The 16,166-nt window shown below is 68.6% G+C and carries 12 protein-coding genes and 1 pseudogene; 9 read left to right on the forward strand and 4 right to left on the reverse strand.

All coding sequences use genetic code 11. The annotated features are described in order from the left end of the window. The 5 genes and pseudogenes from QM624_RS04565 to ileS all read left to right on the forward strand — a co-directional run. Positions 1 to 644 (forward strand): annotated as a pseudogene (locus QM624_RS04565) (hypothetical protein); the annotation flags it as partial. A gap of 196 nt (positions 645 to 840) precedes the next feature. Next, positions 841 to 1,173: a YbaB/EbfC family nucleoid-associated protein gene (locus QM624_RS04570; RefSeq protein ID WP_298131035.1), complete on the forward strand. Its 333-nt coding sequence runs from the start codon at positions 841 to 843 to the stop codon at positions 1,171 to 1,173. 15 nt (positions 1,174 to 1,188) lie between these two features. Then, a complete protein-coding gene (gene recR, locus QM624_RS04575; RefSeq protein ID WP_415089187.1) occupies positions 1,189 to 1,803 on the forward strand; it encodes a recombination mediator RecR in 615 nt (204 codons plus the stop codon). A gap of 139 nt (positions 1,804 to 1,942) precedes the next feature. Then, complete coding sequence (locus QM624_RS04580; protein ID WP_415089189.1) at positions 1,943 to 2,359, forward strand: hypothetical protein; 417 nt, start codon at positions 1,943 to 1,945, stop codon at positions 2,357 to 2,359. Positions 2,360 to 2,714: 355 nt separating this feature from the next. Then, positions 2,715 to 5,852, forward strand: coding sequence for an isoleucine--tRNA ligase (ileS, locus tag QM624_RS04585; protein WP_415089191.1), 3,138 nt, complete (start codon positions 2,715 to 2,717; stop codon positions 5,850 to 5,852). Positions 5,853 to 5,958: 106 nt separating this feature from the next. Here ileS and QM624_RS04590 read toward each other — a convergent pair whose 3' ends face one another. Next, positions 5,959 to 6,354, reverse strand: coding sequence for a hypothetical protein (locus tag QM624_RS04590; RefSeq protein ID WP_415089193.1), 396 nt, complete (start codon positions 6,352 to 6,354; stop codon positions 5,959 to 5,961). Positions 6,355 to 6,548: 194 nt separating this feature from the next. Between QM624_RS04590 and QM624_RS04595 the strand changes: the two genes are divergently transcribed. From QM624_RS04595 to QM624_RS04605, 3 genes are read left to right on the forward strand one after another with little or no spacing between them, the layout of a single operon-like run. Next, positions 6,549 to 8,471 carry a beta-glucoside-specific PTS transporter subunit IIABC gene (locus QM624_RS04595; RefSeq protein ID WP_415089195.1) on the forward strand — a complete coding sequence of 641 codons (1,923 nt, stop codon included), beginning with the start codon at positions 6,549 to 6,551 and terminating at the stop codon, positions 8,469 to 8,471. Next, positions 8,455 to 9,915 carry a glycoside hydrolase family 1 protein gene (locus tag QM624_RS04600; RefSeq protein WP_415089197.1) on the forward strand — a complete coding sequence of 487 codons (1,461 nt, stop codon included), beginning with the start codon at positions 8,455 to 8,457 and terminating at the stop codon, positions 9,913 to 9,915. Before QM624_RS04595 ends, QM624_RS04600 begins: the two co-directional genes overlap by 17 nt. A 14-nt stretch (positions 9,916 to 9,929) precedes the next feature. Next, entirely contained in the window at positions 9,930 to 10,769 is an 840-nt protein-coding gene (locus QM624_RS04605; RefSeq protein WP_415089199.1) for a PRD domain-containing protein, read from the forward strand. 28 nt (positions 10,770 to 10,797) lie between these two features. On the opposite strand, the gene QM624_RS04610 is transcribed toward QM624_RS04605, so the two are convergent. The 3 genes from QM624_RS04610 to QM624_RS04620 form a co-directional block, all read right to left on the reverse strand. Further along, complete coding sequence (locus tag QM624_RS04610; RefSeq protein ID WP_415089201.1) at positions 10,798 to 11,241, reverse strand: TA system VapC family ribonuclease toxin; 444 nt, start codon at positions 11,239 to 11,241, stop codon at positions 10,798 to 10,800. After that, positions 11,238 to 11,471, reverse strand: a complete 234-nt coding sequence (locus tag QM624_RS04615) for a hypothetical protein (RefSeq protein WP_415089204.1) — start codon at positions 11,469 to 11,471, stop codon at positions 11,238 to 11,240. Before QM624_RS04615 ends, QM624_RS04610 begins: the two co-directional genes overlap by 4 nt. A gap of 88 nt (positions 11,472 to 11,559) precedes the next feature. Next, positions 11,560 to 13,815, reverse strand: a complete 2,256-nt coding sequence (locus tag QM624_RS04620) for a glycoside hydrolase family 3 N-terminal domain-containing protein (protein ID WP_415089206.1) — start codon at positions 13,813 to 13,815, stop codon at positions 11,560 to 11,562. A 291-nt stretch (positions 13,816 to 14,106) separates the two neighbouring features. On the opposite strand from QM624_RS04620, the gene QM624_RS04625 reads away from it, so the two are divergent. Further along, a complete protein-coding gene (locus QM624_RS04625) occupies positions 14,107 to 16,158 on the forward strand; it encodes a bifunctional aldolase/short-chain dehydrogenase (RefSeq protein WP_415089208.1) in 2,052 nt (683 codons plus the stop codon). The last annotated feature ends 8 nt before the right edge of the window (positions 16,159 to 16,166 follow it).

Genomic DNA, 16,166 nt, shown 5'->3' on the forward strand with positions numbered 1-16,166 from the left:
CCGCGCCGGAGCGTCCGGCGACCGCACCGGAGCGTCCGGAGCAGTCGGCGCCCGCGGAACCTCCGACCGCGCCGCCGGCAGCCCCCGCCGAGCCGACCCCGGCGCCGACGCGAGGCGGACGGTCCTCGACCGGGTTGACCACCGTCGATTTCCGCCGGCTGTGGCCCGACATCCTCGACGAGGTGAAGAAGCGGCGCCGGTTCACCTGGATCCTGCTCAGCCAGAACGCTCATGTGGTCGACGTCCTCGACGGCGTTCTCACCCTCGGCATCGCCAACCCCGGTGCCCGGGACAGCTTCGGACGCGGCGGCAGCGAAGACGTGCTGCGCGAGTCGATCCTGCAGGTCACCGCCACCGGGGTGAGCATCAAGGTGATCGACGCCGGCCCGTCCGAGAATCCGGCAGCGACCCCGGCGCCCGTCCAGCAGGCGGCACCGTCTCCGGCGCCGCAGCCCTCGCCCCCGCGTCCGTCCGCCGCGGCTCAGGCACGGCAGAACATCCGAGCCACCAGCAACTCCGTCGAGCCGCCGCCCGAAGAGGACGAGCCCAGCCGCGACGACGAGTCGCTCGAAGAGGCCAGCGCCAACCACGACGAACTGCTGGCCAAGCACCTCGGCGCCGAACTCATCGCCGAAGAGGAGTAGCCGCACTCGATTCCGTTGGTCGAGCTTGTCGAGACCCTGGGACCGGCGACAGAGGTTTCGACAAGCTCAACCACCGGCGAGCAGCATCGGCCGTCGCTCGCGGACGTCTGTGCCGGCGACCCACCGACTGCGAACCGGGTCATCCACGCACGCGTGGGTAACATTGCCCGGTGCCCCACCACCGATTGGAGACGTGATGTTCGGCGAGCAGGGATTCGACATGAACGCGCTGCTGGCGCAGGCCCAGGCCATGCAGTCGCAGATTCAGCGTGCCCAGGACGAGCTGGCGGCCAAGCAGGTGCGCGGCTCGGCGGGCGGTGACCTGGTCGAGGTGACCGTGAACGGCGCCGGCGAGCTGCTGGCCGTCGACATCAAGCCCGAGGCCTGGGACGAGGACGACCCGTCGACGCTCGGTGACCTGATCGTCGCCGCCGTCCGGGACGCCAACAAGAAGGTGGCCATCCTGGCCGAGAGTTCGATGCCGCCGCTGCCCGACCTGGGTGGTCTGGGCGGCCTCCCCGGCCAGTGAGCCGGGGGTAACGCGGTGTTCGAAGGCCCTATTCAGGAGCTGATCGACGAACTCGCCCGGCTACCGGGGATCGGCCCCAAGGGTGCGCAGCGGATCGCGTTCCACATTCTCACCACCGATTCCACCGACGTCGAACGGCTGGCGGACGCCCTGCGGCACGTCGCCGAAAAGGTCAGGTTCTGTGAGCGCTGCTTCAACATCAGCGAGGGCGAGCTGTGCCGGATCTGCCGTGATCCGCGGCGCGACCAGACCGCCATCTGTGTCGTGGAGGAATCCAAGGACGTGATGGCGATCGAGCGGACCAACGAGTTCCGTGGCCTTTACCACGTGCTCGGCGGCGCCATCTCACCGATCGACAACGTCGGCCCCGGCGACCTGCACATCCGTGAACTGGTCATCCGGCTCGGCGACGGCACGGTCACCGAGGTGATCCTGGCCACCGACCCCAACCTTGAGGGCGAGGCCACCGCCACCTACCTGTCCCGGCTGCTGGTGCCGATGGGGGTCACCGTGTCGCGGCTGGCGTCCGGGCTGCCGGTGGGCGGCGACCTCGAGTACGCCGACGAGGTCACCCTGGGTCGTGCCTTCTCCGGACGCCGCCGGCTCGGCGAATCCGCCGCCGTCGGCTGACCGCACCCTCGGACGAGGGACCGTGGGCCGAGGGATCTGTCCCCATGGTCCATTTCGTCGGCACTCACAGCCTCCTGACAGTTGTCTGCCTAGGATCCCGACGCACGATGGAACCCATCGAGCCAAGAGGAGTTGAGAGATGGGTCCACGAGGAGGCGGAGGCTTCGGCTTCCTGCATCTGATCGCCGGCCTGGTCGGGCTGGCATTATTCGTCGCGGTCATGCTCGGGTTGGTCGCCCTGGCGTTGGGCATCGCCCGCAAGAAGGGTTGGGGTCCGCGATGGAAGCCCGGTCATGGTCCTGGGCGCGGCCCGCGCCACGAGCCGGGCGCCCCGCCGCACGGGCCGGGTCCCTGGGAGGCGCTGCGCATCCTGGATGAGCGGCTGGCACGGGGTGAGATCGAGATTGACGACTATCACGCCCGCCGGAACGCACTGAACGGGGCCAGCTACCCGCCGTTCCAGCAGCCGCCGACACCGCCCGGCCCGCCGGGGCCGGGGCACCCGCCGGACGGCCCGCCGCCCACCCGCGAGGAGCCGACGCCGCCGGCACCCTGAGGGCCGCCCAACACCGCGATAAGGATCGGGATCGAGCACGGACTGCCGTGTTCGATCCCGATCTTTGTTCGTGACAGACGCGGCCGTTGGCTGCCCCCGCTTTTGGGCGAGTCCAGTGCTGCGGCTACGATGGGCGACTGTCGCAAGGCACTGATGGGGCCATCACCCCGGAGCTGCCGGAAGAACAGCGCGGCGTCCAGCTGGATCGCCGAGCCCACTAGAACCGGCCGCGGCGCACCACGAGAGGGTCGTCCCACGCGGGCGGCCAAGAAGGGTGGTACCGCGGGGTTCGCCTCGTCCCTTCGTCCCTGGCCGGGTCAAGTCCCGGTAGTCAGCAGCAGACGAAGGAAGACCGATGACCGAGTATCGCCCCGTGCCGCCGCAGGTTGATCTGCCCGCGATGGAGCGCGAGATCCTCGACCTGTGGGACGCCCGGAACACGTTCGACAAGACGCTTCAGGCCACCCAGGGTGGCCCGGCGTGGACGTTCTACGAGGGCCCGCCGACCGCCAACGGCACGCCCGGCACCCACCACATCGAGGCCCGGGTGTTCAAGGACGTCTTCCCGCGGTTCAAGACCATGCAGGGCTTCCACGTCGACCGCAAGGCCGGCTGGGACTGTCACGGCCTGCCCGTCGAACTGGCGGTTGAGAAGGAGCTGGGCTTCAACGGGAAGCCCGACATCGAGGCGTACGGCATCGAGGCGTTCAACGCCAAGTGCCGCGAATCGGTCGGACGGCACGTCGACGAGTTCAGCGCGCTCACCCGCCGGATGGGCTACTGGGTGAACCTCGACCAGGCCTACTGGACGATGGACGCCTCATTCGTCGAGTCGGTCTGGTGGGCGCTGAAGCAGATCTTCGACGCCGGCCTGCTGGTCGAGGACCACCGGGTCGCCCCGTACTGCCCGCGCTGCGGCACCACGCTGTCCGATCACGAGTTGGCGCAGGGCTATGAGGACGTCATCGACCCGTCCGTCTACGTCCGATTCCCGCTGACCAGCGGCCCGCTGGCCGGCAAGGCGTCCCTGCTGGTCTGGACGACGACACCCTGGACGCTGGTCAGCAACACCGCGGTCGCCGTCCATCCCGACGTGACCTATGTGGTGGCGACCAAGCTGGCCACTGCGTCCGACGACGAGCCGGAGACCCTGGTGGTTGCCGAACCGCTGGTCGAGAAGGTGCTCGGCGAGGGCTGGCAGATCGAGGGCAGCTACACCGGCCGCGAGTTGGAGCTGTGGAGGTACCAGCGACCGTTCGACCTGGTCGAGTTCCCGGACGTGGTGGGCGGCACTCACTACGTGGTGCTGGCCGACTACGTCACCACCGAGGACGGCACCGGCCTGGTCCATCAGGCGCCCGCGTTCGGTGAGGACGACATGGCGGTCTGCCGGGCCTACGGGTTGCCGATGGTGAACCCGGTGCTCCCCGACGGCACCTTCGAGGCCGATCTGCCGCTGGTCGGCGGCGTCTTCTTCAAGACCGCCGACAAGTTGCTGGTCGCCGACCTGGCCGCGCGTGGGCTGCTCTACCGCGAACTGCCCTACGAGCACAGCTACCCCCACTGCTGGCGCTGCCACACCGCCCTGCTCTACTACGCCCAGCCGTCCTGGTACATCCGGACCACCCAGATCAAGGACGCCCTGCTGCGCGAGAACGAGGGCACCACCTGGTACCCCGAACACATCAAGTGGGGCCGCTACGGCGACTGGCTGAACAACAACATCGACTGGGCGCTGTCCCGGTCGCGGTACTGGGGGACGCCGCTGCCGATCTGGCGCTGCCCCAACGGCCATCTCACCTGTGTCGGTTCGCGCGCTGAACTGTCCGAGCTGAGCGGCGGCGACCAGTCGGTGCTCGACCCGCACCGTCCGTTCGTCGACGACGTCACCTTCGGCTGCCCGCACTGCCACGAGACCGCACACCGGGTGCCCGAGGTGATCGACGCCTGGTTCGACTCGGGCTCGATGCCGTTCGCGCAGTGGGGTTACCCGTGGGCCGAGGGTTCGAAGGAGCGGTTCGCCGACGCCTACCCGGCCGACTTCATCTGTGAGGCGATCGACCAGACCCGCGGCTGGTTCTACTCGCTGATGGCGGTCGGCACGCTGGTCTTCGACGCGTCCTCGTACCGCAACGTGCTCTGCCTGGGCCACATCCTGGCCGAGGACGGTCGCAAGATGAGCAAGCACTTGGGCAACATCCTGGAACCGATCCCGCTGATGGACAAGCACGGGGCGGACGCGGTGCGCTGGTTCATGGCGGCCGGCGGTTCGCCGTGGGCGTCCCGGCGGGTGGGGCACACCACGATCACCGAGACCGTCCGCAAGGTGCTGCTGACCTACTGGAACTCGGTCGCGTTCCAGGCGCTGTACGCCCGCACCAACGGGTGGACCCCTTCGTCCTCGCCGGTCGAGGCTCCCGCTCATGTGCTGGATCGCTGGCTGGTGTCGGTGCGAACCGCGCTGGTCCGTGAGACCACCGCGGCGCTGGAGAACTTCGACACCCAGCGCTACGGGGCACTGATCGCCGACTTCGTCGACGACCTGTCCAACTGGTACGTGCGGCGCTCGCGGCGGCGCTTCTGGGAGGGCGATCCGGGTGCGCTGCAGACCCTGCACGACACCCTCGACGTGGTCACCCGGCTGATGGCGCCGCTGGCCCCGTTCATCACCGAACGGGTCTGGCAGGACCTGGTGGTCGCCACCAACTCCGACGCTCCCGAATCGGTGCACCTGGCGTCCTGGCCGGTGGCCGACGAGGCGGTGGTCGACGCCGGGCTGAACGACGCGATGCGGCTGACCCGCCGGCTGGTCGAACTGGGCCGGTCGGCGCGGGCCGAGGCGCGGGTGAAGACCCGGCAGCCGCTGTCCCGGGTGCTGGTGCCGTCCGGTTCGTTCGCGAAGCTGGACGCCGAACTGCGCGCCGAGATCGCCGCCGAGCTGAACGTCCAGACGGTGGAGTCATTCGCGTCCGCCGGTGACCTGGTCGACTACTCGGCCAAGGGCAACTTCCGTGCGCTGGGTAGGCGTTTCGGCAAGGACACCCCGAAGATCGCCGCCTCCATCGCGGCCGCGGACGCCGCCGAACTGGCTGCCGCGCTGGCGGCGTCCGGTAGGGCGACGGTCGCCGGGGTCGAGGTGAGCGCGGACGAGGTGATCGTCTCCGAGCGGCCCCGCGAGGGCTGGTCGGTGGTCAACGAGCAGGGCGAGACGGTGGCGCTCGACCTGGAGCTGACCCCCGAACTGGTGCGTGCCGGCCTGGCCCGCGAGGTCGTCCGGCTGGTGCAGGAGAAGCGCAAGACGTCCGGCCTGGAGGTATCCGACCGGATCACCCTGCGCTGGGCCGCAGACGGCGACCTGGCCGACGCGGTCCGTGCCCACGCCGACACGATCGCCGCCGAGGTGCTGGCCACCGCCGTGATCGAGGCCGAGCCGTCCGACGATTGGGCGACCGACGCCGACCTCGGCCTGTCCTTCGCGGTCACCAAGGCCTGATCGGTAAACCCCCTCCCTAACTAGTTCAGCCCTCCCGCATGCGGGAGGGCTGAACTAGTTAGGGAGGGCCCTAGCGGGCGGGTGCTCGGGCGACGAGGGGACCGGGTCAGCTGTAGGGCGGACGCGGGTAGCCGGTGCCGAGCGCGCGGCGGCGCTGGCGCAGGTTGCTCTTCAACGCGCGCAGGATGGTGTTGACGATGAGGGCGCCGATCAGTACCGGCCAGAAGCCAGCCCCGGTGAAGATCACCAGCACGAACGCCACCGGCCAGATCAGCCTGGCCAGGGTGACGACCACCGTCTCGAACTGCGACGGCGGCGGGACGGCGCTACCGGGCGCAGGCACCACGTAGCCCGACACCGAGGGCTGGCTCGTGCCGTACGCCGGGAAGTCGGTGTCGGTGGGCTCGTCCGGGGTCGCGTCGTACGGCGTCGGACCGCCCGCTTGGAAGGGCGGCTGCTGCCACCGCGGCTCCGGTTCGCCGGTCGGCGGGTTGCTGGTCACCCTGCCAGGGTATGCGCGGATGCGGGAGCACCGGTTGACATCGGCAGCCCGGGGGCACATTCTGTCCTCGGACATGTGACTGGTCATGCAGGCAGGATCCAACGGTTCTCGCGCACGTCGTTGTGCGGGCGACATCCGTTGGGTCCTTTTTTGTTGCCTCGAACCGGTCCGGCTACGAACCGAGGGAGGAATACATGGACTACGACAAGACCGCGGCGGCGATCCTCGAGCAGGTGGGCGGGGCATCCAACGTCGGTGCGCTGACGCACTGCTCGACCCGGCTCCGCTTCACCCTGGCGGACGGCGGCAAGGCCGACGTGGAGGCGCTGAAGAAGGTCCCGGGCGTGATGGGGGTCGTCTCCACCGGCCAGTTGCAGGTGGTGATCGGCAACGAGGTGGTCGAGGTCTACCAGGCGCTGCGCCGGCTGCCGGGACTGGCCGGGGCCGCCGCGCCGCAGGCGTCCGCACCAGGCCCCAAACGGTCGTGGGGTGCGGTGGTGATCGACTTCATCGTCGGCGTCTTCCAGCCGCTGATCCCGGCGATCGCCGGTGCCGGTGTGCTGAAGTCGTTGCTGCTCCTGCTTTCGTCGCTGGGCTGGATGAGCACCAAGTCGGACACCTACATCGTGCTGTCGTCGATCGCCGACGCCACCTTCTTCTTCCTGCCGCTGATGGTGGCGGGCACCACCGCCAGCAAGCTCGGAGTCAACCGTCTGGTGGCCATCGCCGCTTGTGCTCCGCTGGTTCTGCCGTCCCTGACGGCCTTGATGAAGGATCCGGGGCTGACCGTCTTCGGCCTGCCGATCACCAACGTCGCGTACAACTCGCAGGTCTTCCCCTCGCTGCTGATCGTGCTCTTCCTCGCTCTCATGGAGCGGTTCTGGACGCGGGTGTCGCCCAAGCCGATCCGGATCTTCTTCGTGCCGATGATGAGCCTGCTGATCACCGTGCCGGTGGGCCTGGTCGCGCTCGGCCCGCTCGGCTACAACCTCGGCCTGCTGTTCACCGGCGCGATCCTGTGGGTCTTCAGCACCTTCGGCTGGGTCGCCACGATGCTGCTGGCGATGGCGCTGCCGTTCCTGGTGTCGCTCGGCATGCACAAGCCCTTCCTGCCGTACGCGATCAACCAGTACTCGACGACCGGTTCCGAGCCGCTCTACCTGCCGGCCTCGCTGGCGCACAACATCGCCGAATCCGGCGCCATGTTCGGCGTCGCCGTCCGCACCAAGAACGGCGACGTCCGCTCGACGGCGCTCTCTGCCGGCATCTCGGCGCTGTTCGGGATCACCGAACCCGCCCTGTACGGCGTCACCATTCAGAACAAGCGCGCGCTGTGGAGCGTGCTGGTCGGTGCCGGCCTGGGCGGCGCCTACGTCGGACTGACCCACGTCGCCGGTTTCGCTGTGGTGGGCCCCGGCCTGGCCAGCATGTCGATGTTCATCGATCCGACCAATCCGATGAACATCGTCAACGCCTTCATCGGCTTCGGCATCGCCTTCGTCGCCAGCCTGGCCGCGTCGTTGATGTTCTGGAAGGACTCCGATTCGGCGAGTGTGGAGGCCATCCAGGAGCGCACAGCGTCGCAGGCGCCTGCCGCGCCGCAGGCGTCCGAGACCGCTGTTGCCGCCACGGACGTGGCGGATTCGGAGCTGGTCAGCCCATTGACCGGGACCGTGATCCCGCTCATCCAGGTGCCGGACGCCGTGTTCGCCGGCGGAGCCCTGGGGGAGGGTGTGGCGATCGTGCCGAGCGTGGGCGTGGTGCACGCGCCCGCCGACGCCACCGTGGTCACGGTGTTCGAGTCGAAGCATGCGATCACCCTGCGCACCGATTCCGGTGCCGAGATCCTGATTCACGTCGGTCTGGACACGGTGAAGCTGCAGGGCGCCCCCTTCGAGACGCTCGTCGCCAACGGGCAGCACGTGGGGGTCGGGGAGCCGCTGCTGAAGGTTGATCTGGAGGCGATCAAGCAGGCCGGCTACGACATCACCACGCCCGTCGTCGTGCTCAATTCGGCCAGGTATGGTCTGACTCCGTTGGCCGACGCCGAGGTGGAGGCCGGACGGCCGCTGCTGGCGCTGACCGTGAAGGGAGAAGCCGATGTCGCGCTTTCCTGACGGCTTCCTGTGGGGCGGTGCATTGGCGGCGAACCAGGTCGAGGGTGCCTGGGACGCCGACGGCCGGGGACCCTCGGTGGCCGACATCGCCACCTACAAGCCGAACGTCGACCCCAAGGAGTACGCCGCGCACCACGTGGTGACCTCGGAGGGAATCGCAGCTGCCCTCGCCGACCCCGACGTGACCTACTACCCGAAGCGCCGTGGGATCGATTTCTACCATCGTTGGCGCGAGGATCTGGCCCTGTTCGCCGAGCTCGGGTTCGGCGTCCTGCGGGTGTCGATCGCGTGGAGCCGGCTCTACCCCACCGGTGAGGAAGAGACGCCCAATCCGGCGGGCGTCGCCTTCTACCGAGACCTGTTCACCGAGATGCGACGGCTCGGCATCGAGCCGCTGGTCACCCTGTCGCACTACGAGATGCCGATCCATCTGGCGACCGCCTACAACGGCTGGAGCGACCGGCGGGTGATCGAGCTGTTCGTCCGGTTCGCCACCACCTGTTTCACCGAGTTCGGCTCGCTGGTGAAGCTGTGGCTCACCTTCAACGAGATCGACAGCATCCGCCGGCATCCGTTCACCACCGCCGGGGTGATCGAGGACAAGAGCCCCCAGGGTTTCGAGCAGGCGGTCTACGAGGCACTGCACCATCAGTTCGTGGCCAGCGCGCTGGTGACCCAGCTCTGCCACGAGTTGATCCCCGGCAGCCGGATGGGCTGCATGCTGACCAAGCTGACCACCTACCCGCTCACCTGCGAGCCCGAAGATGTGGCGGCGGCCCAGGCCAAGAATCTGGAGAACCACTTCTACACCGACGTGCAGACCTTCGGCGTCTACCCGCGGTTGATCCTCGCCGACCTGGAACGGCGTGGCATCACGCTGCCGATCCTGCTCGGCGACGAGGAGTTGCTGGCCGCGCACACCGCCGACTTCGTGTCGTTCAGCTACTACATGTCGATGACCGAGTCGGTCAGCCCGGACGCCGAACGCACCCCGGGCAACACGGTGTTGGGGGTGAAGAACCCGTACCTGCCGTCCAGCGAATGGGGCTGGCAGGTCGATCCGGTCGGACTGCGCATCTCGCTGATCGAGTTGTACGACCGGTACCGCAAACCGCTGTTCGTGGTGGAGAACGGGCTCGGTGCGCGCGACGAGCTGACCGCGGAGGGGAAGATCCACGACCCGTACCGGATCGCCTACTTCCGGTCGCACCTGCGCGAGATGCGCCGGGCGGTGGACCAGGGCGTGGAGCTGCTGGGCTACACCAGCTGGGCACCGATCGACATGATCAGCGCCTCGTCCTCGCAGATCAGCAAGCGGTACGGGTTCATCCACGTCGACTTCGACGACCTGGGCAACGGCAGCGGGCAGCGCCGCAAGAAGGACTCCTTCGCCTGGTACCAGCGGGTGATCGCCAGCAACGGCGCCTCGCTGGACGAGGAGTGACGGGCGCGCACTGAATGCGGATCAAGAAGGTGTTCAACTCCAGCGTCGTCCTGGCCTCGGGCCCGGACGACGCGGAGTTGATCCTGCTCGGCAAGGGCATCGGCTACGGTCAGCGCCCCGGTGACCTGGTACCCGAGGGTGCCCCGGATCGGTTCTTCGTGCCGGTCCGCAACCCGGTCGCCAAGGAACTGCTGCAACTGCTGGACTCGATCGGACCCGAATACCTCGAGCTGACCCGCGAGATCATCGCCTACGCCGAGCAGGTGCTGGGCGCCGAGCTGCATCAGCACCTGTACGTGGCGCTCACCGACCATCTGCATTTCGCGGTCGAACGGGCGCATGCCGGGCTGCCGGTGGTGAACCGGCTGGCCTGGGAGATCCGCAGCTACTACCCGGTCGAGTACCGGATCGGCCGCTACGGCCTCGACCGGCTGCGCGAGCAACTCGACGTCCGGCTGCCCGACGACGAGGCGGCCAACATCGCCTTCCACATCGCCAACGCCCGGCACACCCAGGACCAAGTCGCCTTCGACGCCTTCGAGGCGGCCCGGCTGATCGACCAGGTGGTGACCATCGTCACCTACCGGATGGGCATCGAGCGGCAGCCCGACAACGTCCACTTCTCCCGGTTCGTCACCCACATGCAGTACTTCGCCGACCGGTTCTTCACCGACCGGATGCTGGCCAGCGGCGACGACTTCCTGTTCGACCAGCTCTCCCGGCGCTACCCCGGTGCGATCGCGTGCGCCGAGCGCGTCCGGGAACACATCCAGGACGCCTACCGCCAGCGTCTGCCCAACGAGGAGGTCGCCTACCTCGCCCTGCACATTCAGCGGGTCAGCGAGAAGGTGTAAACCGGGGCACTAGATCGTGAGCCTTGGGTCAGCGCGAAGGTGTGCCTCGTCCCAGGACGACTAGGTCGTCAGTCGTGGCGCCTGGCACTGCGTCCGGCGGGATGCGAGCGTCCAGTGTGACGAATCGGCCCCGGTGATGGACGGCCAGGGCGAGCAGGTACAGATCAGTCAGTTGCCGCGGGCCGTGCACGCGTGTCCGCGTGACGGCGTCCAGCACGCTGATGTCGGCCGGCCAGAACTCATGGGTTGGTGAGACTCGGGCGCCTGCCAGAAGTTCCATGGCCGCGCCGACGCTGACTGACCCCGGGTAGGCCGGTTGGCTGAGAATGCGGACGAAGCCGTTCTCGGTGATCGGGCAGGACGCCCAACCGTGCTCGGCGTTGGCAAGCAGCCAGTCGCGTGCGGTCAAGTGATGAATGTGGTCCTCATCGAACAAGGCGATCAGCATGTTGATGTCGAGCAGGGCCCTCACTCGCCGAGTTCCTCACGAAGCGCGTCGACCAGTTCGTTGGTGACCACGTCGCCTCGCCGGGCGAGCGGCTGGAAACCGAGGAATCCCCCTGCCCCTGCGGGACGGTGTGCTCCGGCCAAGCCGATGCGAGCGAGGTCGGACAGAACCTCGCCGGCCGTTCGGCCTTCGGCCTTGGCCCGCTCTTTTGCAGCGATCAGCACATCGTCGGCGATCGTCAAGGTGGTGCGCATGCATCTGATGCTACCTCATATGATGATCCAGCCCGGTTGGGGCAACAAGCCGTTGCCCGAACGGGTTGCGGGGCGAGACGGTGGTGGCTCAACCGGTCACGGTCAGGAGTGTGCCCAGCTCGGCGGTCGAATCACCGCCGACATAGATCTCGATCTCGGTGGCGTCCTGCACCCAGTCGCGGGTCGCGGCACTCCAGTAGCGCAGCTGGTCCGGGCCCACCTCAAAGGTGACGGTCTCGGTCGCACCGGCTGCGATGGGCAGCCGGCGGAAGGCTTTCAGCTCCCGAATCGGACGGCTCGAGGTGCCGTAGCGCTGGTGGAGGTACAGCTGCACCACCTCGTCCGCGTCCACTGTCGAGGTGTTGGTGACGTCCACCGTGACCTCGACGCTCTGGCCGACCTCGATCTGCTCGGCCGACAGTCGCAGGTTCGCGTAGTCGAACGTCGCATACGACAAACCGTGGCCGAACGGGTACAGGGGGCCGGACGGTTCGCTCCAGTACCGGCGGTCCGCGTCGTCGGGCTGGAAGGTGCGCAGGTGCGAGTAGATCACCGGCACCTGACCGGCGTGCCGCGGCCAACTGAACGGCAGCCTGCCGGCGGGGGAGACGTCGCCGAACAGCAGCGCGGCCACCGCTTCGCCGCCGCGGGTGCCCGGGTACCAGGCCTGCAGGATCGCCGGCACGCTCTCCTGCGCCCAGCGCAGGTCGACCGGACGTCCGGACATCACCACCAGCACGGTCGGTGTTCCGGTGGCGACGATGCGCTGCAGCTGCTCCAGTTGGCGTCCGGGCAGTTCCAGGGTGTCGTTGGACGCCTTCTCGCCGATCTGGTTCTGCCGCTCGCCGACCACCACCACGGCCACGTCGCTGATCGAGGCGAGCTCGACGGCCAGCGCGATCTCGGCGTCGTCGTCATGGTCGAGGGCCGTTCGGGCGACCACCGAGTCCATGTTGTCGAACATCGACGGGTAGAGCCGTTCGGGAATGCCGGCGCCCGGGGCGAAGGTGACCTCGCCGATGGCGCGGGCGCGGATGCCGTCCAGAATGGTGGCGGTCTCGGTGGTGTCGTAGTCGAACGCCCACGGGCCGAGAGCGTCGCGCGGCGAGTCGGCGAGCTGGCCGATCACGGCGATCGAGCCGGTATCGGCGGCCAGCGGCAGCGCATTGCCGGCGTTCTTCAGCAGCACAGCCGAACGCTCCGCAGCCGTCCGGGCCACCTCGCGATGCTCCGGGGTGTTCAGCACAGCAACGCTGCCGGCCTCGTCGGCGTACGGATTCTCGAACAGACCGAGCCGGAATTTGGCTCGCAGGATGCGTCGCACCGCCTCGTCGATCACCTGTTCGTCGACCAGGCCGGCGGCGACGGCGTCCGGCAGATGCGCGAAAGCCGGGTCTTCCATGGTCATCTCGAGATCGAGTCCGGCGTTCATGGCCCGCGCGCCGGCGTCGGCCAGATCCTTGGCGAAGTGCTGGGTGACCAGGGAGCGGACGGCGCCGGCGTCCGACACCACGAAGCCGTCGAAGCCGAACTCGTCGCGCAGCACCTCGGTCAGCAGCCAGCGGTTGCCGGAGGCCGGCACCCCGTTGAGGTCCATGTAGGCGCTCATGATGTTCGCGGCACCCGCCTCGACGGCGGCCCGGAACGGCGCCAGGTAGACGTTCCACAACTCCGAATCGGAGATCTCGGAATCCTCGTAGTCGCGACCGCCGCGCGCCGCGCCGTAGCCGGCGAAATGCTTCGGACCGGACAGGATCGACTCCGGCCCGAAATCACCCTGGAACCCGCGGACGTGGGCCGCCGCCACCGCGCCGCCCAGCACCGGATCCTCACCGGCGCCCTCGACGATCCGGCCCCAGCGCGGATCGCGGGCGATGTCGACCATCGGCGCGAACGCCCAATGGATGCCGACCGCGCGAGCCTCCCGGGCCGCGACCGCCTCACCCGCGGCGATCATCTCCGGATCCCACGAGGCGGCCTGGCCGATCGGCACCGGAAAAATGGTCCGGAAGCCGTGGATCACGTCGTAGCCGAACAGCACCGGAATGCCGAACCGGCTACCCTCGATCGCCATCCGTTGCAGCCGGTTCGCCGTCGCCGGATCGCGGACGAACAGCAGCGACCCGGCACCCCCTTCGGCCAGCGCGGCTTCGACCTTGCGCGGCGACTCCAGGAACTGGTGGGCCTCGGGCGAGCCGTCGTCGGCCAGATCCTGGGCGAAGGTGCCGAAATAGAAGTACTGGGTGACCTGTCCCGCCTTCTCTTCCAGGCTGAGCCGGGCGAGCAGGTCCTCGACCCGCTCGTCGATGCTGAGCCCGGGGTTCCGGAACGGCAGATCGGTCATGGTTCTCCTTCGAACACGTGTCGCACCTCAACGCTGGCGGTGCTTGAGGGAACGCTGATCAAACGCAACCACCGCTGGTTGAGCTTGTCGAAACCCCTTGCCGCAGAGGTCTCGACAAGCTCGACCGACGATGGATCAGCGACTCCTTGGGGACAGCCTGCCAGGTCGGTCGGACACCTGGCAGGGTCGTGACCGCGATCCGGCGACGGCACTCCGACAAGTGGGAACGCAGCCAGGTGGGCCGGTACGGCTGTGGTATTCATGGCGAATCCGAGAGGAGCGTGGCCAACGATGACCGATTCCGCCGTGACCAACCCCGCTGTCGAGCAGTTAATCGCCCGATCGCACAGCCTGGGCGCCGACCCCCGCACCACCAACTACGGCGGGGGCAACACCTCGGCGAAGGGGACGGCGATCGACCCGGCCACCGGCGGTCCGGTCGAGTTGTTGTGGGTGAAGGGCTCGGGCGGCGACCTGGGCACGCTGGCACCGTCCGGGCTGGCGGTGCTGCGGCTCGACCGGATGCGGGCGTTGACCGGCGTCTACCCGGGCGTCGAGCGCGAGGACGAGATGGTCGCCGCCTTCGAATACTGCCTGCACGGCAAGGGCGGTGCGGCGCCGTCCATCGACACCACGATGCACGGCTTCGTGGACGCCCCGCACGTCGACCACCTGCACCCCGACGCCGGGCTCGCGATCGCCACCGCCGCCGACGGAGAGGAACTCACCCGGCAGATCTTCGGTGACAAGGTGCGTTGGGTGCCGTGGCGGCGTCCGGGTTTCCAGCTCGGCCTCGACATCGCCGCTCTCGCCAACGACGACCCGGACGTCGTCGGCTGCATTCTCGGTGGTCACGGCATCACCGCCTGGGGGCAGACCTCGCAGGAGTGCGAGGCGAACTCGCTGTGGATCATCCGCACCATCGACGACTACATCGCCGCCCACGGGAAGCCTGACCCGTTCGGCGGTATCCGCGAGGGTTTCACTGCGCTCCCGGACGCCGAACGCCGCGCCCGCGCGCTGGCCCTGGCACCCACCCTGCGGGCCATCGCCTCGCAGGATCGGCGGATGGTCGGGCATTTCACCGACACCGACGTGGTGCTCGACTTCCTGGCCTCACAGAAGGCGCCGGCGCTGGCCGAGTTGGGCACCTCGTGTCCCGACCACTTCCTGCGCACCAAGGTCAAGCCGATGCTGCTCGACCTGCCGCCCACCGCGCCGCTGGAACAGACCGTCGAACGGCTGCACGAACTGCACGCCGCCTACCGCGACGACTACGCCGGTTACTACCAACGCAACGCCGACGAAGGCAGCCCGGCGATCCGCGGCGCCGACCCGCTGATCATCCTGATACCCGGCGTCGGCATGTTCTCCTACGGCATCAACTCCCAGACCGCGCGGGTGGCCGGCGCTTTCTACACCAACACCATCAACGTGATGCGCGGCGCCGAGGCGCTGTCGACCTACGCGCCGGTGCCCGAGCGGGAGAAGTTCCGGATCGAGTACTGGGCGCTCGAGGAGGCCAAGCTGCAACGGCTGCCCAAGCCGAAACCGCTGGCGGCCAAAGTGGCCCTGATCACCGGCGGCGCCGGCGGCATCGGCAGCGCGATCGCCCGGCGGTTCGCCGCCGAAGGTGCCTGCGTGGTCCTCGCCGACCTGGACGAGGCCAAAGCGCAGCGGATCGCGTCCGAGATCGGCAACGCCGACGTGGCGCTCGGGCTGGGCTGCGACGTCCGGGACGCCGAGCAGGTGCGGGCCGCGATCGACGCCACCGTGCTCGCCTTCGGCGGGCTGGACATCGTGGTCAACAACGCCGGCCTGGCGGTGTCGAAGCCGCTGCTGGAGACCACCGAGACCGACTGGGACGCCGAACACGACGTGCTCGCCAAGGGCTCATTCCTGGTCTCCCGCGCGGCGGCGAAAGTGCTGGTCGGGCAGGGGCTGGGCGGCGACATCGTCTACATCAGTTCGAAGAACTCGGTGTTCGCCGGGCCGAACAACATCGCCTACTCCTCGGCGAAGGCCGACCAGTCGCACCAGGTCCGGCTGCTGGCCGCCGAACTCGGCCAGCACGGCATCAAGGTCAACGGCATCAACCCGGACGCCGTCGTCCGCGACAGCGGCATCTTCGCCGGTGCCTGGGCCGCCAACCGGGCCGCCACCTACGGGGTGCCCGAGGAAGAACTGGGCGCCTACTACGCGCAACGCAGCCTGCTCAAGCGCGAGGTACTGCCCGAACACGTCGCAGGTGTCGCTTTCGTGTTGTGCACCGACGAGTTCTCGCACACCACCGGCCTGCACGTTCCGGTCGATTCCGGGGTGACCGGAGCCTTCCTGCGCTGACCCGAGCC

It is taken from the genome of Micropruina sp., assembly GCF_047606365.1.
Taxonomy (GTDB): Bacteria; Actinomycetota; Actinomycetes; order Propionibacteriales; family Propionibacteriaceae; genus Micropruina.

Bases quoted from the DNA above. Each gene is read 5' to 3' on its own strand.
- QM624_RS04605 (WP_415089199.1), top strand. From the start codon at position 9,930: ATGCGGATCAAGAAGGTGTTCAACTCCAGCGTCGTCCTGGCCTCGGGC.
- QM624_RS04615 (WP_415089204.1), bottom strand. From the start codon at position 11,471: ATGCGCACCACCTTGACGATCGCCGACGATGTGCTGATCGCTGCAAAA.
- QM624_RS04600 (WP_415089197.1), top strand. From the start codon at position 8,455: ATGTCGCGCTTTCCTGACGGCTTCCTGTGGGGCGGTGCATTGGCGGCG.
- QM624_RS04570 (WP_298131035.1), top strand. From the start codon at position 841: ATGTTCGGCGAGCAGGGATTCGACATGAACGCGCTGCTGGCGCAGGCC.
- QM624_RS04595 (WP_415089195.1), top strand. From the start codon at position 6,549: ATGGACTACGACAAGACCGCGGCGGCGATCCTCGAGCAGGTGGGCGGG.
- ileS (WP_415089191.1), top strand. From the start codon at position 2,715: ATGACCGAGTATCGCCCCGTGCCGCCGCAGGTTGATCTGCCCGCGATG.
- QM624_RS04580 (WP_415089189.1), top strand. From the start codon at position 1,943: ATGGGTCCACGAGGAGGCGGAGGCTTCGGCTTCCTGCATCTGATCGCC.
- QM624_RS04620 (WP_415089206.1), bottom strand. From the start codon at position 13,815: ATGACCGATCTGCCGTTCCGGAACCCCGGGCTCAGCATCGACGAGCGG.
- QM624_RS04625 (WP_415089208.1), top strand. From the start codon at position 14,107: ATGACCGATTCCGCCGTGACCAACCCCGCTGTCGAGCAGTTAATCGCC.